The sequence below is a fragment of the Sphingobacterium tabacisoli genome, from assembly GCF_017908035.1.
Taxonomy (GTDB): domain Bacteria; phylum Bacteroidota; class Bacteroidia; order Sphingobacteriales; family Sphingobacteriaceae; genus Sphingobacterium; species Sphingobacterium tabacisoli.
Map to the genome: position 1 here is coordinate 141,451 of NZ_JAEQMU010000002.1, position 17,932 is coordinate 159,382.

A 17,932-nucleotide genomic window follows, 5' to 3' on the forward strand; every position below is an offset into this window, starting at 1 on the left:
ACCCTTTCTCTACTTGATGATTGCCGATAGTTTTTCTGTAAACTGCTTTAAGACATCGATCTGTACGTGATCCATCACGACGATTTTATACCATTGGGAACTGTCGCCATGCGAGTCGGGCACAAGACCAAACTCCTGTACCAGACTACTCGGTATATCTGATGCACGGATGGTAATGATATTCATCTGTGGATTTCGGTAATACCGTATACCTAGTTGGTCTAGATCGGTACAGCATACTGTGGTTCTATAGAGCAGGGTGTTTAATTTTTCAAGCCAGCCATGTGGACCGTAGGTCTGTAGTATCATCCATACGGCGATCGCATTGGCTCCGGATCTACTGCCACTCAGGGTGATGTCCATACCATTGACATACTTGGCCTCTTTGGTGAGGACATGCTGGATCAATCCTTTGCGGGATAGAAACACGCCCGTACCGTAGGGTGCCTGAAGCATTTTATGGGCATCCAGTGTGACAGAGGACACGTGAGGATTGTCAAAGCCGATATTGTTGTCGCGCTGTACGATAGGGTAAATGAATCCACCAAAGGCGGCATCCATATGTATCTTGAACAGGAATCCATGCTTTGCTAAAACTGCAGCGTACTCATCTGGATTGTCTACACTGCCAAACATGGTGGTACCTACATTGGAGATGACGATAGCATATTTCTTTCCGTTTTGTTTGGCCTGCGCAATGAGGTTGTCCAGTTCGCTAGCGATAATCGTTCTGTTTTCCATCTGAACAGGAATGGATAGGAAGTCTATCTGCAGTAAATTGGAGGCCTTGTGTACGGAGTAATGGGTATCCTCGGAAGCAATGAGTACTATCTCGTCGAGACGGGCATTGTATTCGTGTGTAAAGAGATTGCGGTACATCCAACAGGCTTGTATATTGGCTTCGGTACCTCCTGTAGCGATATAGCCGTCGCAACTGTTGCTTTCAGCTTTTAATATATCCTCGCTTAATATTTTGATGACTTCACGCTCGATCTCCTGTGTGCCTGCAAAATAGGGTTCGGAGTCGCCGAGGGTATGGCAACCAATATGATTGGGGTTTTGGACAATGGATTGCAGAAAAGGAGCTTCTTTTAGGAAGGTCGCCTGATCATAAAATACCTGACCATCTAATTTGGAGCCGGGTACACCGAGTGTTATTATTTTCTGATAGTCAATGTTCTTGGAGAGCGCATCGGCGATCTGCTGTCTTTGCTCGTCAAAATTAATCTTTTTCCAGTATTGCATGTTGTTGTTTAGCTTTATCTTCCTACCCAATGCGATGAATTGTAAGCAGTGGGAAGTGTATGGTTAGGACGTGGCCCTATGGACAAAAATAAGTTATCTCGGCGATTTATAGGCTGCCGGCTATTGTTTCCGAATATTTTGTAGAAAAATCGGTGTTATAGCGCCATCTTCTGATATTATTTCGGTGTAACGATTCAAAGACTTGTTTTTTCTTTTCTACCATAAAGCAATTGAAAGCTGGTGCTCTACGGGGATTTTCGTACTTTTGGGCAGATTAGAGTGATTTTTGGATTATTAATTAGGAACAGCCAAGTGAAAATATTACGCGCATATACGGATTCTTTCAAAGGATTATCTCAGGAAGCATGGATGCTTTCCATTGTTATGTTGATCAACCGGACGGGGTCTATGGTCATTCCTTTTTTGGGTGTGTATATGTCGGGACATCTGAATTTCGATATTACGCACACGGGGATTGTACTAAGTTTTTACGGTATAGGTTCTGTAATAGGCTCATGGTTAGGAGGTTTTTTTACGGATCGGTTTGGAGAATATCGCGTGCAGAGTCTCAGTCTGTTTCTTAGTGCACCTCTGTTTATTATGATTCCGCTGTTTCCGACAGTGGAAGGGATGGCCTGTATTATCTTGTTACAGAGTATTATCAGTGAGACGTTCCGGCCAGCCAACTCGGTAGCGATTACAAAGTATGCTAAACCGCAAAATCTAACGCGGGCGTTTTCTTTGAATAGGATGGCAGTAAATCTTGGCTTCTCTATTGGGCCTGCCTTGGGGGGGATCTTGTCGGCCATTTCGTATGAGTTCCTGTTTGCTATCAATACCGCTGGAGCCTTGATCGCGGGGATTGTATATGTGAAATTCTTTAGAAAAAGACATAAGGTATTTCAGGCGAAGGTGCAGGAACGTCAAAAACATATCGATGAACTGCCGGTAAAAGCGGAGGATAAAAGTAAGTCGCCTTATAAAGATGTGCCTTTTATTATCTTCTGTTTCTTCTGTACGATATTCTCGATCTGTTTCTTTCAGTTCTTCAATACTATACCGATTTTCTATAAAGAGGTAGCGAAGATGGATCAGGCCACTATAGGGTATGTACTGGGCTATAGTGGATTTATAATCGTACTATTGGAGATGCTGGTGGTTAATTTTGCAGACAAATATCTGTCGATAGCAAAGACAATCCTATACGGAGCGTTATTGTGTGCTGTGGCTTACGCTATATTGGCGTTTGATCACCATTTCTCTATTTTGATACTGTCGATTACCTTGTTGAGCGTTAGTGAGATATTGGTCCTGCCGTTTATGTCTACGATTACGGCGCTGCGTTCGGGAAAGAAAAATCAAGGTGCCTACATGGGGATGAACGGAATGAGCTTTTCGTTCTCATTTATCATCACCCCTCTATTAGGGACACAGATTGTGCATAAGCTGGGCTTCGATACGTTATGGTTGGGAACAGGTGCGATACTTGCTTTCTCGGCGGTAGCCTTGTATTTTGTGATACGATGGATGTTACCTCAGGATAAACATACCCAAGCGGAAGGGTTAGGTGGACACTAGGGCTATCCTGATTCCAATGGAATCGCCCGCAGTGATGATAGTTCTCCATAAAAAAAAGGTTGCTCGTTTATATCGGGCAACCTCTCAGAATATTATAAGTAAACTATAAGCAAGATTACATCAGCTCTACTTCAGAAATCTGATTGCCTTGTTTAGTTCTTGTATATTTGTATTTGACTTTCTGATTTAAGGTCAATACCATTCCTGCTAACTTATCGTTGAAATATACAGTCTCTCGAGTTTCATTATCTCTGATAAAACCATAGTTTCCAGTTTCATTGTAGTAGGAGACTTTACCAAAGAGGAATTCGTCTTCACTTTCAACAGGGCGGTGCAAATCTTCTTCTTTGAACTTATATACCTGTGTTGGAGGTGTATCCGATATGTTTCCGAATTCATCTACATAAGCAAACATTTCTTCCAGCGACTTTCCTTTGTTGTTGTTGGACTTGTTTACTTCGCGTCTTTCTAGCTTTTCTTTTTTCTTCTGTTGTTTCTTCTTTGCTCGTTCTTTTTTGTTGAATGTAAGTTGACTTTTAGCCATTAAATAGAATTAAAGATTAAAATATAATAAATGAAAGGTGTATGTCTTAAATTAGCGGACTGGCTCAAGGATAAGATATAGGGGCCTTTTGTGATGACGCAAATGTACGAAATTTTTTTGAGAAAAACTAATATACATTTCTTCCCGAATTAGCTGGGGATAATATGGTTATAGGCTTTGAGACAGCAGTCTATCTAAGGTGAAACGGAGTTCGCCCTTGTTAAAAAGACGTGTAACCTATTAAAGTTGTTATAAATAAGCATAGTGGTGTAAAGACAGAAAATAATTAAATTTAGAAAAATATTTAAAGGGCTATAAACTTTAACTTATGAATGTTAGAATTGTTTTTTTCTTGAACTGCTGTCTGCTGTTCTTGGTAATACCCCAGCTGAATGCACAGCGGGCTCTGGACTACTGCAACGATAGAATCCGGACGGGTGCGGAGCAGACGGAACGCTATGTACCGTATCTGAAAGGGAAACGAGTAGCGATATTAGGTAATCCTTCTACAGTTATCAAGGATAAACATCTTGTGGATAGCTTATTGACTCTAGGGGTTAATATTGTTAAGGTTTTCGGACCTGAGCATGGTTTTAGGGGCAATGCAAGCAATGGGACCGAAGTGGGGGATGAGGTGGATCCACAAACCAATATCCCGATTATCTCGCTGTATGGTAGCAAGAGAAAGCCTTCAGGAAAAGATCTGGCGAATGTGGATGTCTTTATTTTTGACGTGCAGGATATGGGGGTTCGCTTTTACACGAATATCAATACACTGCGGGATATTATGGAGGCCTGTGCCGAGCATGATAAAGAGATGTTGATTCTTGACCGACCTAATCCGAATGCATACCTGATCGATGGCCCAATACTGGATGAAAAGCATAAATCAGGTATAGGGCAGTTTCCGGTACCTATAGCACACGGTATGACGACGGCTGAGTTTGCACAGATGATCAATGGGGAGGGGTGGATGGAATCTGCGAAAAAATGTAGATTGAAAATTATCCCAATAGCAAACTATGCACACCATATGCTCTATAAGTTGCCGGTAAATCCCTCACCCAATCTGAATACGGAGCAAAGTATTCTCTTATATCCAAGTACCTGTCTCTTTGAAGGGGTGAAGGTCAATCATGGTCGCGGTACGGATTACCCATTTACTGTTATCGGTAGCCCTGCCTATAAGGGGATTTATAGTTTCTCGTTTACACCGGTCAGTAAGAAGGGGATGAGTGAACGTCCTCTTTTCATGAATGAAACCTGTTACGGATTGGATTTGCGGTCGTATGATGTGCAAAAATTGGTGGATAGCAAGAAATTGAATCTCTCGTGGATTATGGAGCTGTATCAAAAATCGCCTGAGAAGAGTAAGTTTTTTGACAATAGTTTTTCGGACCAGATAGGAAGGTTCGAGAATCTATCGGGGGTTGATGACCTGCGCCAGCAGATTGAAAGAGGTGCCAGTGAAAAGGAAATCCGTGCGAGTTGGGCACCGGGGTTGGCCGCATACAAAAAGATGCGCGCAAAATATGTGATTTATAAGGATTAATGTGTTGGAACAAGGGGGGCAAAATTTTAAAATGACGAAGGAAAAACGAAGTGTGTTTTGGTTCCGTAGGGACTTGAGATTGGAAGATAACCATGGTCTATGCCGTGCGTTGGCTAAAGGAAGTAATGTACGGCCCATATTTATTTTTGATACGACTATCTTATCGAAATTGCCCTCTACGTATGATAGACGGGTGGATTATATACATCAAGCATTGCAACTGTTGCAACAAAAGCTGAACGTGTTCGGTACGGACATACGGGTATATATCGGTAGCCCACTTGATATCTTTAAGGATTTAAATCGAGAGGGAGCAATCGGTTCCATTTTTTGTAACGGAGATTACGAGCCCGATGCGATACGCAGGGACCAGCTGATTGAGAACTGGGCAGCAGGGGAGGGAATTGATTTTGTATCCTGTAAGGACCAGGTGATCTTTGAGAAATCGGAGGTTATGAAGAAGGATGGCACACCGTATACCGTATTTACGCCTTACAGCCGTGTTTGGAAATCCAAGCTATCGCCTCAGGCTTTGCACCCGTTTGAAATCGAGTATGGTGGATTCGAGAAATTGGATTTTAAAGAATTGCCAGCCTTGGATGCTATCGGTTTCCAAAAAACGGACATCCAATTTGTAGAATCTGAGGTAGAAGCTTCTGCTATCAAGGACTACGATAAGAGTAGGGATTTTCCAGGCATGGATACGACCACTAGGCTAGGGGTTGCATTACGTTTTGGAACGATCTCTATCCGTCGCTGTGTTTTGCTGGCTAGCGAGAACAATGAGACCTGGTTGAACGAACTGATCTGGCGTGAGTTTTTTATGCAGATTCTCTTTCATTTTCCGGAGTCGGCCAAGTTATGTTTTAAGCCGGCTTATGAAGCGATAGCCTGGCGTAATAATGAAGGTGAATTTGAAGCCTGGTGCAATGGAGAGACAGGCTACCCCTTGGTGGATGCAGGAATGCGTGAATTGAATGAAACGGGATTTATGCATAATAGGGTACGGATGGTGGTTGCTAGCTTTTTGACGAAACACCTATTAATCGATTGGCGTTGGGGAGAAGCTTATTTTGCTGGTAAGTTGCTGGATTATGATGCAAGTGCCAATGTGGGCAACTGGCAGTGGGCAGCAGGCTGTGGCTGTGATGCAGCACCCTATTTTAGGATATTCAATCCCGAAGAGCAACTCCGCAAGTTTGATAAGGACCTGATTTACGTGAAACGCTGGAATCCGGATTTCGAATCCAAAGCGATTCACAAAATCGTAGAGCATGCCTTTGCAAGAGATCGGGCCTTGAGTACGTATAAGATCGGATTAGGTAAGTAAAAAATGGTGTTGAAAAAGAAGGGTTTAGGTAAAAAGAAAAAGGTTTTCAAACGGGGAGAATGAAAACCTTTTATAACCAATTATAAACCTAAATTATGATACCACAAAGGTAGTGTATGATTTACACATTTGCAAATTTATTTTGAAATAACGTTTTAGCAACTATTTAATCTTGCTCTGATGAGGGGGTGAAATCGTCTTAAAAATAGCTTAAAAGGCAAACTATTTGGCCATAAGCATTGTTGTAAGCAAAGAGAAGGTATTGGAAAATTGGTTGAAAACAAAATTGGAGACAGACAAAGTAAAGGTCGCACGAATCAGTAAATAAGGAACCATAAACTGAAAAAGGGGATTTTCTATGCATAGAAAATCCCCTTTTTGGACTGTAAATATTCTGTCTTAATTGGAGTAAGTTTTATTGGAACGTAGTGCCATATACCCCACAATCCCTGCCAAAAGCGAAGTAATTAGAATGGATAGTTTTGCTTCTGATACATGGAGCGGATTGCCGAAAGAAAGAATGGCGATAAATATAGACATGGTAAAACCAATACCTGCCAAGAGTCCTACACCCAGTATATGGCGCCAGCTACTGCCCTCGGGTAGGCTGCTTATTTTTAATTTGGTACAAAGATAAGAGGTCAATAGGATACCGAAGGGTTTGCCTAATAAAAGTCCCAATGAAATGCCTAGTCCCAAAGAAGAGGTGAGCCCTGCGACCATCTCGCTTTCGAGGGTGATGTTGGTATTGGCAAAGGCAAATAGAGGGATAATCAAAAAGTTGACAGGCTTTGTCAGCGCATGCTCCAGGCGTTCTAATGGAGACTCTACGTCAGTATCATTTGTAGGAATAGTCATCGCTACTAATACCCCTGCAATCGTCGCGTGTATACCTGAATGATGCACAAAGTACCAAATAAATATGCCCGGGATAAGGTATAGGTAGGGATTGAGGATATTCATCCTGTTCATGACAATCAGTACAACCAGGCCTATACCTGCATATAGTAGGTAGGTCATTTCGATCCCCGATGAGTAGAAAAATGCAATAACAAGAATCGCTATGAGGTCGTCGACAATGGCGAGAGCCGCAAGGAAAATCTTAAGGCTACTCGGTATACGATTGCCCAATAAGCTGATGACTGCCAGGGCAAAAGCGATATCTGTCGCCATCGGTATACCCCAACCTGATGCGGTCTCCTGTCCGGCATTAAAGCTAAGATAAATAAGTGCAGGTACAATCGCACCGCCTATCGCACATAAGATGGGAAGGGATGCTTTTTGTGGTGAGGATAATTCTCCTTCTACAATCTCCCGTTTGATCTCTAAACCTACCAAAAGAAAGAAAATAGCCATTAAGCCATCGTTGATCCAAAGCAAAACGGGGTAACGTAAATGGATACTGTCGTTTTCAAACCCAAGGGGATGGTCTAGGATATGTTGCAAAGGGACCGCAAAATCGGTGTTTGCCAAGACCATGGATAAGATAACACAGATAAATAAGAGAATTCCTCCTGCATTACTTGATTGGAAAAAGTCCTTGAAAACGTTTAAATTGATAAGTTTTGTCATCGCTTACTATAAAGTTAAAATATGAATCCCTTGCGGGGCTTTTAAATTATGTGTGGCAATGGCATATTTTTATACACGTATCTAATCTACACTTTAAAATAGCCGTTGAAAAACGCTATCCATTTTTTAAGAAGGCCGATGCCGTCTCGGATACGACAAGACGATAAAGAGTCCTGCATTGGAGGATAAGCTCCGCTAAAATAGGGAAAAGGGAAAGGCAGGTATCGAATTATTGCATAGATTATATCTATTGATTGCTCTGTGTGTTATAATATGTTTTGTTTTTTGTGGTTTTAACTATGCTTAGAGGTAGTTAATAGGCGCTGCGCAGCGTCTGAAGCAACCAGCAGACCGGCTGTCAGCATGATGATGTCTTTGAGGACTAATCGGCCTGCGCCAGATAGATAAGGAAACCCATATTGAGGGCTAGGAAAGTCTCCACCAAGGTTGGGAACATACACTTCGGGAGTGGTAATCAAAAAGGATAAGGTAACCAAGGACATGCCGAAGGTCAGTAGACCACCGATAAGCCCCAGTTTTGCAGACCAGATTCCGGCAAGGGTGAGTATTCCGATGATAACAATGACAGTACCTAACCCATAAGAAAATACATAGGTGCCATTGGACTCGTGCCAACTGATATTTTTGGCTACGGTCTTGCCTTCTGGATTCTTGTAGTCCTGATATTCGGGAGAGGGATGGGTATAAAAGAAACTCATAAATGGACTGTTCGCTACAAATGGTACGATACCATCGGCTTCATATTGAAATGCTTTGAGTCCACCGATCCAGGCCATCACGATAAAAATACTGATACGGATTAGGTGAATAAAATAAGTCTGTGATTTTGCTAAATGCTGTAAAAGAGTATGCATGTCCGTTTGAATAGTTGTTCTCTACAAAGGTAAAAGAGAGCAAGATGTGAGGGAATGGACAAAAACGGTTATGACATAGATTATTTTGCCACGATGGATATGCCGACTTGTTCGCGGTACTGAGATGGCGATACACCTACATTTTTTTTGAAGTACCGGCTAAAATAGTGTTCGTCGTTAAAATGAAGATCATCCGCGATCTCTTTGATCGATAGATGGGTGAGATGTAGTAGTTTTTTTGCCTCCAAGGTCATGCGCTCTTGGATCAGGGTCGAGGGAGATTTGCCCAATTGTAATTTTATTTTTTTACTGAAGCGGTCGGTACTCAATCCTGCATGGTCAGCGTAGTACAGAACGCTCTTCTGTAAGCGGAATACCCGTTCGAGTTCCTGTTGAAATTGATATCCTACGGTATTGTCCTGCAACGATAAAGGAACAAAATCTTTCATGATCTGTTTCTTTTCCTTGCTGCAGAGTGCGAGTATAAGCTGTAAGTAGGCTTTGATGATGGCATCTGAATGATGGGGGATTTCGTCCTGTATTTTCTGATAGATGTTTTCTATTTCATTAAAAAGAGCAGGGGGGACCGTAACATAAGGTTGTACATAGATGTTATTGAAGAGTATGCCGTTGCAGGCCACTTCTTTTTTATGGTATTCGATGCAATAATAGTCACCGTGAAAGGAAAGCTGTCTAAATGTTGTTTCTGTGCTGGTACTAGTGCTGAGGTGTTGATAAGGAGAGAGGAAGAGGATAGAATAAGATGGAATAGTGTGCTCGGCCAAATCGATCCGTAGGGGAGCGGTCTTATCTAATAATAGAATCTGATACAAGGCAATCTGATAATCATCTCGTAGGTTCTCCGAATGTAGAACCTGTACGGCTATTGTTTTTTGTTGCGGATTTATAGCTTGCTGTGACATGAAGAGATTCTGTTATAAAGCTGAAAAATAAGAATAATCCTGGAATATCGCACCGTGTTTATAGTGGATGCCTATCGATAGTTGGATTGTATTGTGCTATGGAGATTCGCTACTTGAGATAGGGCGTGAAGATAGAAAGTACATCTTGCCTATAAACCGCCAATGCTTCGTCTCCACGGAGTTGCTCTCTAAGTTCGTTGGACGAAATCCAAAAATCCGAAATCAGGAACAGATGACGTAAGATGCCCTTTTGTACCGCAGGAGGGATGTCGGCACGAAATACACCATCATCAACCATATCGGTAAACATCCTTAAAAACTCCTGCTCCCGTCGGGCTACCAGGTTTTGGTAACTCGCCCGTATACTGGGAATCCAACTGCCAAGCTCAACAAAATTTATAAATATGAAGCGATACTGTTCTATGAGGCGAAAAGAAGAGTCGATGCACTGCTTTAGGTCTTCCATGTTCAATGCTGTATGGATAGCCATATCTTGGACAATCTGGTCGTAAGCTACGACCAATTGCTCGAATAAAGCAAGGATGATATCTTCAGTATGTTTGAAATGATAATGCAGGTTGCCTGCACTGATTCCCATGACGGCCGCAATATGGCGGGTTGTCACACTCCGGATACCCTCTTGGTTGTAAAGCGCCAAGGCTGCCTGTAAAATTTTATCTTTCGTATTCATTATTCAAATTTAGAACAATTGTTCTAAAATATAAAACTTTATTTATCTTTGTAGAAATAAATGTAAAGCTATGAGTGGTAAAAAAGAAGGCTTGATTAAGTCAACTTACCAGGAAATAAAACAAACGATAATGGATATCAAACCGGATGATTCTCCGACAAAAAAGTTTGGTAAGCGTTTGGGATTTGTAATGTTTATGACGTTAATGGTATGCGGAGCTATCGCTATGTTGATCGCCATCTCTTTTGCACATTAGTGCGGGAGCTGGCCGACCCACTTTATATTTTCTATTGGGGGTGTTGGTTTTTAATTCGGTTCTCAAGGCAGGCGGGAACTCCTATTCCCTTGGTCAATGGCTGGTTGACTGATTTTGTTTTTGTTCCTGTGGTTGTACATTTTGCATTGGTGCTGGGCTGTACCGTTTTCAATCAGGGTAGACCCTTTGCATTTCCTTTGTTCCATATTCTTTTTTACGCTTTGTTGACCTCAATTGTGTTTGAGGGTATAATGCCGCATCTTACAGATTACAATACGGCCGATTGGGGTGATGTACTCGCTTATTTTGCGGGAGGGCTATTCTATTACTTTGTGCACCAACGTTGGTATGTACAGCGAAATCTTTAAGTGGCTTATTGTTGGAGTAATGGGAATTTTATAGCTTCGTGTATATACAACTAAAACAAACAAGGTGAATAGGGTACTGATAATCGATGATGAAGATAAGTTAAGGCAATTGATGGCTAAGATCATCGGTCTCGAAGGCTTTGAGGTCTTTCAGGCAGATGATATCAAAACAGGATTAAAACGCCTGGAATCAACAGATATTGATGTGGTGATATGCGATGTGAAACTCCCGGATGGTAGTGGTGTCGATACGGTAAAACATATCAAGGAAAAACACCCTAATGTGGAAGTTATTTTGCTAACCGCCTATGGGAATATCCCTGATGGTGTACAGGCTATAAAAAATGGAGCATTCGACTATATTACCAAAGGAGATGACAACAATAAGATAATACCACTGCTCTATAAAGCATACGACAAGGCTTCTCTTGCCAAGAAAGTCCATCAGTTGGAAAATAGATTGGGCAAGAAATATGCTTTCGATAGTATTGTGGGACGGTCTAAAATCCTACAACAGACGATTGAGCTGGCAAAAAAAGTTGCAACAACGGATACGACAGTGTTGCTGACTGGAGAGACGGGGACAGGTAAAGAAGTCTTTGCACAATCTATACATCAGGAGAGTAACCGTTCTAAATTTAGTTTTGTAGCGATCAACTGTTCTGCATTCAGTAAGGAACTATTGGAAAATGAGCTTTTTGGACATCGGGCAGGAGCATTTACAGGAGCGAATAAGGATCAGAAGGGATTGTTTGAAGAAGCCCATCGCGGTACTATTTTCCTTGATGAAATAGGGGAGATGGCACTCGAATTACAGGCCAAAATACTACGGGTATTGGAAACCGGAGAGTTTTTGAAAGTTGGAGATTCGAAGCCGACCAAAGTGGATGTCCGCATTATCGCCGCGACCAACAGGAATCTCGAAGAGGAGATAGCGAAAGAGAGTTTTCGCAGTGACCTTTTTTATCGACTTTCTGTATTCGCTATACATCTACCGGCATTGAGAGAACGCAAGGAGGATATCAAAGAACTGGCGCTATTCTATGCCCAGGAATTTTCGCTCAAAGCTGGAAGAAAACCGCTTGCAGTGTGCCCAGAATACCTGGGTGCGTTGGAGAAAAACCAATGGAAAGGAAATATCCGGGAATTGAAGAATGTAATCGAACGTAGTGTTATTCTGGCAGATACGGATACCCTGGATATAGGGACCTTGCCGTTAGATATGCAGGGAGAGGGTACGAGGGCGTCTGCTACTTCTTCGTTGGCGCTTTCCGAAATCGAACGAATACATATTCTGAAGGTGCTGCAGCATACCGGCGGAAATAAAGCAGAAGCAGCACGCCTCCTTGAGATAGGCGTAGCGACACTGTATCGAAAAATAGACGAGTATAGCTTATAATTCTGATTTAATAATCTACTCATATTGAGAAAGAGCCTATCATTTTGATAGGCTTTTTTTATGCCCTTTTCTTTTTTAAATATTGTTTTTAGCTGTATGACAGTGTGTTGTGGTATTTTTGGTTGCCTTGGAACAACCTTTGGCATTAGGAGTAGAAAGAAATAGAAAACATGATGTCAATTATTTTATTAATCCTCGGATTTGGCTGTTTTGGACTATTGTTCAAGGCGGTGTCTTTTTTCGAAAACATCTAATGCTTGTAATGCTGAACATGGAAACGAAAATCAAAAGCACATTACAACAATGGATTCCAGGAATCCAAAATAGTGCAACGGTAGCATCCGACTATGAGCTTTTGCGGCAGATAGCCTGTTCCTGCGTCGATAGAATCCATCATGGGAGCGATGAAGACCTGATATGGGTGCAGGATGTGGCCAAAGTTATCAATCTGCTCTATCAGGGAGGTAATAGGTATACTAAAAATGCGATTGAGAATGAGTTCCTCTGTGAGCTCGTGCAGGAAGAATGTCCAGCAAGCCTCAAACAGCATATGAACCTGCTGCCTAAAGAGCTCCGAAAAGAATACCTGAAAGTTATTTTAGAAAACTAACGAACATGAAGAAGGTCAACGAAGAAAATATTGCAGACTACCTAGCAGACGACTGTAAGGAGATTGAAGAGCAGATCGTACAGCTATCGCGAAAGCGGAATATTGCTGGTGTATTACAGGCTGTAGTCAATTTTTTAAGAACGCTATTGCATGGTAACCGATTGAGCGATGTGTCTGCCCACCTTCAGTTTCTGGCCAGATTGCACCGTAGTGGAAATCGATATGTACGTTATCTGATTGAGAATCTTGTGGTGCGTTCATTTGAAGGACTCAAAAGGCAGTGTGGACAAGGACAATGGGATATCCTCTACGCAGGAATTCCGAGACGTTTGCAGCATGTTTACCAAAGGCAGACCGCCGAAAATTTAATCCAAAAATCAAAACTATGACCCTACTATTTATTCTTGCCATAGCAGTGTTTGCCTATATCGCTTATGTACTGCTCAACCCGGAGAAATTCTAATTAAATAACGCTCATAGCACATAATCCGTAAGGGGATAGGTCAGAGAGCATAATAAAAAAACGATACGCATTGCAGCGGATCACGAAACGATTTATATATGAACACAGAGATTTTAAGTGTCATTATCCTTTTTCTATTGACTGTAATACTAGCTATTCCCCTGGGGAAATATATAGCCCGGGTATACAGTGGGGAGAGGACTTTATTGGACCCGGTATTGGGACCTCTAGAAAAGTTTTTTTTTAAATTTAGCGGTGTAAACCCACAGCAAGAGATGGGATGGAAACAGCATATGATCGCCATGTTGAGTATTAATATGCTTTGGTTTATCATCGGTATGTTGCTGTTGATGACACAGGGAGTACTTCCGCTCAATCCAGATGGCAACCCCAGTATGTCTGCAGATTTAGCCTTTAATACGACGATATCTTTTGTGGTCAACTGTAATCTGCAGCATTATTCCGGAGAGACTGGGGTGAGTTACCTGGCGCAGCTGTGGCTCATGTTTTTACAGTTTGTCAGCGCAGGAACCGGAATGGCAGCTGCGGTTACTGTATTTAGGGCATTCCGAGATAAGACCGCAAATACATTGGGCAATTTCTATAATTATCTCCTGCTGTCCTGTACGCGGATTTTGTTGCCCATATCTCTTTTTGTCGCTATACTACTTATCTTTCAGGGGACACCGATGACCTTCGAGGGCAAGGATAGTATGCAGACGCTGGAAGGGCAGACTGTGGAGGTTTCCCGTGGACCAGTGGCTGGATTCGTGGCCATTAAACATGTCGGTACCAATGGGGGCGGTTTCTTTGGAACTAATGGAGCGCACCCATTCGAAAATCCGACCTACCTGACGAATATGCTGGAGATGATGGCGCAGATGATTATCCCCTTAGCCATGCTGTTTGCCTTTGGATATTTTACCAAAAGGATGCGCTTTTCCTGGATGATGTTTTCGGTGATGACCTTCGGTTTTCTCTTGTTGGTCGTGCCCAATGTCTATATGGAGATGAAAGGAAACCCCGCGATAACAGCGATGGGCGTAAATAATGATCTCGGTGCTATGGAAGGTAAGGAGATGCGTATCGGTGCGGCGGCTTCTGGATTTTGGAGTATCGCTACCACGGTGATATCCACAGGTTCGGTCAATAGCATGCACGATAGTACGATGCCACTGTCGGGGATGAACGAATTATTGGCTATGATGATTAATAGCTTTTATGGAGGGGTCGGTGTAGGGATTCTCAATTTCTTCGTCTTTGTGATTTTAGCGGTATTTATCAGCGGTTTGATGGTGGGACGTACACCGGAACTCTTCGGTAAGAAGGTCGAAGCGCGGGAAATGAAAATAGCGATGATCATCGCATTGATACATCCTTTTCTTATTCTGGTCGGTACGGCGATATCGACAGCTTTTCCGCAACTTATCGACGGAACTTTGAATAATGCAGGATTCCACGGCTTTAGTGAAATATTGTATGAATACACTTCGGCATCGGCTAATAATGGAAGTGGTTTTGAAGGGCTGGGTGATAATACCCCTTGGTGGAATATCAGTACAGGAATTGTCTTGATTCTAAGTCGATTCTTACCCATTATAGGACCAGTGGCCATTGCCGGACTGATGGCATCGAAGAAGTTTATTCCTGAGGGTGAGGGAACGCTAAAAACAGATACAGCGACATTTGGGATGATGATTTTTACGGTTATTATGATTGTAGCCGCCTTAGCTTTCTTCCCGGTACTAACATTGGGACCGCTGGCCGAATATTTCTCTATGCGCTAATGGGATTGTCCCCAACAAAATATACTATATAATACTATTCTAATGGAAAATAATAAATCCTTATTTCAAGGAGATATACTAAAAGATGCGCTAAAGCAATCCTTTGTAAAACTGCATCCAGCACATATGTACCGCAATCCGATTATGTTTACGGTCGAATTGGGAACAGTGGTAATGCTGTTGGTCTGTATCTGGATTGCATTGGGCGAACAGGGACAGGGAAGTTTTCTGTACAATTTTGTCGTATTCATTGTACTCTTGTTGACTTTGCTGTTTGCAAACTTTGCCGAAGCAATAGCAGAGGCTCGGGGTAAAGCCCAGGCTGATAGCCTGCGGAAGACGCGGGAGGATACTCCTGCAAAGTTAATGGACGACCGTATTGTTTCTTCTTCCCTGTTACAACAGGGCGATTTGTTCTACTGTGTGGCTGGAGACGTCATTCCTTCGGATGGAGAGATTGTCGAAGGCTTGGCGACTATCGATGAAAGTGCAATTACGGGCGAATCAGCTCCGGTCATTCGAGAGGCCGGTGGTGATAAGAGTTCAGTGACAGGAGGTACTAAAGTGCTTTCTGACCGTATCGTGGTGAAGGTTACAGCACAGCCTGGAGAGAGTTTTCTGGATAAAATGATTGCCCTGGTCGAAGGGGCCAGCCGGCAAAAGACACCCAATGAAATCGCGCTAACGATTCTATTGGCGGGATTTACACTGGTGTTTATTTTGGTCACGGTAACGTTAAAACCTTTTGCGGATTACGCTAATGTGCCTATTACGATTGCTTCATTTATCGCTTTGTTTGTCTGTCTTATTCCTACCACTATCGGAGGGCTACTTTCGGCAATAGGGATAGCGGGAATGGATCGGGCGCTGAAGGCGAATGTCATTACGAAAAGTGGTAAAGCGGTAGAGACAGCAGGGGATATCGATGTGCTCCTGCTGGACAAGACCGGAACGATTACGATCGGAAACAGAAAGGCTACAAACTTCTACACAGCGGAAGGTAAAGATAGAACTGCGCTAATAGAAGCGGCATTACTGAGCTCAGTGGTAGATGAAACACCAGAGGGAAAATCTATTGTCGAATTGGCTGGCGCTACTGAAAATGCAAAGCTGGTCATGGATAAGGAGCGGATGGCCTATTGGAGAGAAGGCGTACCAGCATTTGAGTATAGACTGTCCGATTTGGATTTTATCCGTTTTACAGCAGAAACCCGTAGCTCGGGAGTCGATATAGCCAATCGGAAAATAAGGAAAGGTGCTACAGATGCGATGCGTGCTCAGGTGGAGCAGGCAGGAAATATATTCCCTCAGGATATCTTGGCATGTGTGAAGACGATTGCCGAAAATGGAGGTACACCGCTGGTGGTGACCGAAAATAATGAGGCTCTTGGCGTCATTGAGTTGCAGGATATTATCAAGACCGGTATACAGGAACGTTTCGAAAGATTGCGTAAAATGGGAATAAAGACCGTGATGGTCACGGGGGATAATCCATTGACAGCACGCTATATTGCCGAAAAGGCCGGAGTCGACGATTTTATAGCCGAAGCAAAGCCTGAAGATAAGATGAACTATATCAAGAACGAGCAGATGGCAGGTCGGTTGGTCGCGATGATGGGGGATGGAACCAATGATGCCCCCGCTTTGGCACAGGCGGATGTCGGTGTTGCGATGAATAGCGGTACTCAGGCTGCTAAGGAAGCTGGTAATATGGTGGATCTGGATAACGACCCGACTAAACTAATCGAAGTGGTCGAAATCGGGAAGCAACTTCTGATGACGCGGGGTACACTGACCACCTTTAGTATTGCTAATGACGTGGCTAAGTATTTTGCTATTATTCCAGCCTTGTTTGTAGCCGCTATTCCTGCTCTACAGGGACTTAATATCATGCGCCTCCATAGCCCGGAAAGTGCCATACTTGCCGCCGTTATCTTTAACGCTATCGTGATTCCGGTGTTGATTCCGCTGGCGCTCAAAGGGGTAGCATACAAACCTATCGGAGCCAGTGCGCTATTGCGTCGAAATCTATTGATATATGGTTTGGGAGGAGTTATAGTGCCTTTTATAGGGATCAAACTGATTGATATGGCGATTTCATTTTTCTTCTAATTATTGAACGCTACAAAGAATTTCATAGGATAAATAAAAAACTAAAAACATATGAACACACATATATTACCTGCTATAAAATTGACGCTTGCAATGCTCATTTTGTTCGTCGTAGCCTATCCCGCACTATTGTGGGGGATAGGCCAACTCTCCGATGGTAAGGGGAAAGGGATGGTCATCCAGCAGGATGGTAAGACCTATTATAAAAATATTGGACAGTCATTTCAAGAAGCGAAATACTTTTGGTCTCGCCCTTCGGCGGTGGACTATAATGCGGCGGGGTCAGGCGCCAGTAATAAAGGTCCGAATGAAAAAGAATACCTCGCTACGGTACAGCAACGGATCAGTCATTTTTTGCAGCATAATCCGGGAGTCAGTAAAGCGGATATTCCAGTGGATCTATTGACTGCCAGTGGCAGTGGGTTGGATCCTCATATCTCGGTAGTCGCAGCACGAGTGCAGATCAAACGAATAGCGCAAGAGCGTAGCCTGACCGAAGTGCAGCTTCATAGGTTGATTGACAGTTGTCAAGAACGCCCGCTTTTGGGATTATTAGGGCCGGAAAAAGTAAATGTATTAATGCTTAACCTCGCGTTGGACCGTTTGGGCAAGTAAGACCTTCTCACT

General features: G+C 42.9%; 18 protein-coding genes. 12 read left to right on the forward strand and 6 right to left on the reverse strand.

The window, feature by feature from the left end; all coding sequences use genetic code 11:
- Positions 1-9: 9 nt before the first annotated feature.
- Positions 10-1,245, reverse strand: coding sequence for a pyridoxal phosphate-dependent decarboxylase family protein (locus tag JKG64_RS11555; RefSeq protein WP_210354467.1), 1,236 nt, complete (start codon positions 1,243-1,245; stop codon positions 10-12).
- Positions 1,246-1,557: 312 nt separating this feature from the next.
- Here JKG64_RS11555 and JKG64_RS11560 point away from each other — a divergent pair, with 312 nt between their 5' ends.
- Positions 1,558-2,823 (forward strand): MFS transporter, encoded by a 1,266-nt coding sequence (locus JKG64_RS11560; RefSeq protein WP_317195843.1) that lies wholly within the window; start codon positions 1,558-1,560, stop codon positions 2,821-2,823.
- 115 nt (positions 2,824-2,938) lie between these two features.
- On the opposite strand, the gene JKG64_RS11565 is transcribed toward JKG64_RS11560, so the two are convergent.
- Entirely contained in the window at positions 2,939-3,367 is a 429-nt protein-coding gene (locus JKG64_RS11565) for a cold-shock protein (protein WP_210354468.1), read from the reverse strand.
- 328 nt (positions 3,368-3,695) lie between these two features.
- Between JKG64_RS11565 and JKG64_RS11570 the strand changes: the two genes are divergently transcribed.
- Positions 3,696-4,919, forward strand: a complete 1,224-nt coding sequence (locus tag JKG64_RS11570) for an exo-beta-N-acetylmuramidase NamZ family protein (RefSeq protein WP_210354469.1) — start codon at positions 3,696-3,698, stop codon at positions 4,917-4,919.
- 31 nt (positions 4,920-4,950) lie between these two features.
- Positions 4,951-6,249 carry a cryptochrome/photolyase family protein gene (locus JKG64_RS11575; RefSeq protein ID WP_210354470.1) on the forward strand — a complete coding sequence of 433 codons (1,299 nt, stop codon included), beginning with the start codon at positions 4,951-4,953 and terminating at the stop codon, positions 6,247-6,249.
- A gap of 399 nt (positions 6,250-6,648) precedes the next feature.
- Here the strand turns inward: JKG64_RS11575 and nhaA are convergent, their stop codons facing one another.
- The 4 genes from nhaA to JKG64_RS11595 form a co-directional block, all read right to left on the reverse strand.
- The gene (gene nhaA, locus JKG64_RS11580) at positions 6,649-7,821 is read right to left on the reverse strand and encodes a Na+/H+ antiporter NhaA (protein WP_210354471.1); all 1,173 of its coding nucleotides are present in this window, start codon (positions 7,819-7,821) and stop codon (positions 6,649-6,651) included.
- 293 nt (positions 7,822-8,114) lie between these two features.
- A complete protein-coding gene (rclC, locus tag JKG64_RS11585; RefSeq protein WP_210354472.1) occupies positions 8,115-8,696 on the reverse strand; it encodes a reactive chlorine resistance membrane protein RclC in 582 nt (193 codons plus the stop codon).
- Positions 8,697-8,776: 80 nt separating this feature from the next.
- Positions 8,777-9,619 (reverse strand): helix-turn-helix domain-containing protein, encoded by an 843-nt coding sequence (locus JKG64_RS11590; RefSeq protein WP_210354473.1) that lies wholly within the window; start codon positions 9,617-9,619, stop codon positions 8,777-8,779.
- 109 nt (positions 9,620-9,728) lie between these two features.
- Positions 9,729-10,310, reverse strand: coding sequence for a TetR/AcrR family transcriptional regulator (locus JKG64_RS11595; RefSeq protein WP_210354474.1), 582 nt, complete (start codon positions 10,308-10,310; stop codon positions 9,729-9,731).
- Between the two features lie 70 nt (positions 10,311-10,380).
- Here JKG64_RS11595 and JKG64_RS11600 point away from each other — a divergent pair, with 70 nt between their 5' ends.
- The 9 genes from JKG64_RS11600 to kdpC all read left to right on the forward strand — a co-directional run bounded on the left by JKG64_RS11600 (position 10,381) and on the right by kdpC (position 17,920).
- Entirely contained in the window at positions 10,381-10,566 is a 186-nt protein-coding gene (locus tag JKG64_RS11600; RefSeq protein WP_210354475.1) for a hypothetical protein, read from the forward strand.
- Positions 10,521-10,934, forward strand: a complete 414-nt coding sequence (locus JKG64_RS11605) for a hypothetical protein (protein ID WP_210354476.1) — start codon at positions 10,521-10,523, stop codon at positions 10,932-10,934. Before JKG64_RS11600 ends, JKG64_RS11605 begins: the two co-directional genes overlap by 46 nt.
- 64 nt (positions 10,935-10,998) lie before the next feature.
- Positions 10,999-12,333 carry a sigma-54-dependent transcriptional regulator gene (locus JKG64_RS11610; RefSeq protein WP_210354477.1) on the forward strand — a complete coding sequence of 445 codons (1,335 nt, stop codon included), beginning with the start codon at positions 10,999-11,001 and terminating at the stop codon, positions 12,331-12,333.
- Positions 12,334-12,604: 271 nt separating this feature from the next.
- Positions 12,605-12,943 carry a DUF7674 family protein gene (locus JKG64_RS11615; RefSeq protein ID WP_210354478.1) on the forward strand — a complete coding sequence of 113 codons (339 nt, stop codon included), beginning with the start codon at positions 12,605-12,607 and terminating at the stop codon, positions 12,941-12,943.
- A gap of 5 nt (positions 12,944-12,948) precedes the next feature.
- Complete coding sequence (locus JKG64_RS23045; protein WP_246512574.1) at positions 12,949-13,332, forward strand: DUF7674 family protein; 384 nt, start codon at positions 12,949-12,951, stop codon at positions 13,330-13,332.
- Positions 13,329-13,406 (forward strand): potassium-transporting ATPase subunit F, encoded by a 78-nt coding sequence (locus JKG64_RS23340; protein ID WP_380893684.1) that lies wholly within the window; start codon positions 13,329-13,331, stop codon positions 13,404-13,406. Before JKG64_RS23045 ends, JKG64_RS23340 begins: the two co-directional genes overlap by 4 nt.
- A gap of 98 nt (positions 13,407-13,504) precedes the next feature.
- Positions 13,505-15,193: a potassium-transporting ATPase subunit KdpA gene (kdpA, locus tag JKG64_RS11625; RefSeq protein WP_210354480.1), complete on the forward strand. Its 1,689-nt coding sequence runs from the start codon at positions 13,505-13,507 to the stop codon at positions 15,191-15,193.
- 42 nt (positions 15,194-15,235) lie between these two features.
- Positions 15,236-17,305, forward strand: a complete 2,070-nt coding sequence (gene kdpB, locus JKG64_RS11630) for a potassium-transporting ATPase subunit KdpB (RefSeq protein WP_210354481.1) — start codon at positions 15,236-15,238, stop codon at positions 17,303-17,305.
- 51 nt (positions 17,306-17,356) lie between these two features.
- Entirely contained in the window at positions 17,357-17,920 is a 564-nt protein-coding gene (kdpC, locus tag JKG64_RS11635) for a K(+)-transporting ATPase subunit C (RefSeq protein WP_210354482.1), read from the forward strand.
- The last annotated feature ends 12 nt before the right edge of the window (positions 17,921-17,932 follow it).

What these genes read in the sequence shown, in the direction of transcription:
- rclC (WP_210354472.1), bottom strand. Translation starts at nt 8,696, where the DNA reads ATGCATACTCTTTTACAGCATTTAGCAAAATCACAGACTTATTTTATT.
- JKG64_RS11600 (WP_210354475.1), top strand. Translation starts at nt 10,381, where the DNA reads ATGAGTGGTAAAAAAGAAGGCTTGATTAAGTCAACTTACCAGGAAATA.
- JKG64_RS11575 (WP_210354470.1), top strand. Translation starts at nt 4,951, where the DNA reads ATGACGAAGGAAAAACGAAGTGTGTTTTGGTTCCGTAGGGACTTGAGA.
- JKG64_RS11570 (WP_210354469.1), top strand. Translation starts at nt 3,696, where the DNA reads ATGAATGTTAGAATTGTTTTTTTCTTGAACTGCTGTCTGCTGTTCTTG.
- JKG64_RS23045 (WP_246512574.1), top strand. Translation starts at nt 12,949, where the DNA reads ATGAAGAAGGTCAACGAAGAAAATATTGCAGACTACCTAGCAGACGAC.
- JKG64_RS11555 (WP_210354467.1), bottom strand. Translation starts at nt 1,245, where the DNA reads ATGCAATACTGGAAAAAGATTAATTTTGACGAGCAAAGACAGCAGATC.
- JKG64_RS11590 (WP_210354473.1), bottom strand. Translation starts at nt 9,619, where the DNA reads ATGTCACAGCAAGCTATAAATCCGCAACAAAAAACAATAGCCGTACAG.
- JKG64_RS11565 (WP_210354468.1), bottom strand. Translation starts at nt 3,367, where the DNA reads ATGGCTAAAAGTCAACTTACATTCAACAAAAAAGAACGAGCAAAGAAG.
- JKG64_RS23340 (WP_380893684.1), top strand. Translation starts at nt 13,329, where the DNA reads ATGACCCTACTATTTATTCTTGCCATAGCAGTGTTTGCCTATATCGCT.
- kdpC (WP_210354482.1), top strand. Translation starts at nt 17,357, where the DNA reads ATGAACACACATATATTACCTGCTATAAAATTGACGCTTGCAATGCTC.
- kdpA (WP_210354480.1), top strand. Translation starts at nt 13,505, where the DNA reads ATGAACACAGAGATTTTAAGTGTCATTATCCTTTTTCTATTGACTGTA.
- JKG64_RS11615 (WP_210354478.1), top strand. Translation starts at nt 12,605, where the DNA reads ATGGAAACGAAAATCAAAAGCACATTACAACAATGGATTCCAGGAATC.
- nhaA (WP_210354471.1), bottom strand. Translation starts at nt 7,821, where the DNA reads ATGACAAAACTTATCAATTTAAACGTTTTCAAGGACTTTTTCCAATCA.
- JKG64_RS11595 (WP_210354474.1), bottom strand. Translation starts at nt 10,310, where the DNA reads ATGAATACGAAAGATAAAATTTTACAGGCAGCCTTGGCGCTTTACAAC.
- JKG64_RS11605 (WP_210354476.1), top strand. Translation starts at nt 10,521, where the DNA reads ATGCGGAGCTATCGCTATGTTGATCGCCATCTCTTTTGCACATTAGTG.
- kdpB (WP_210354481.1), top strand. Translation starts at nt 15,236, where the DNA reads ATGGAAAATAATAAATCCTTATTTCAAGGAGATATACTAAAAGATGCG.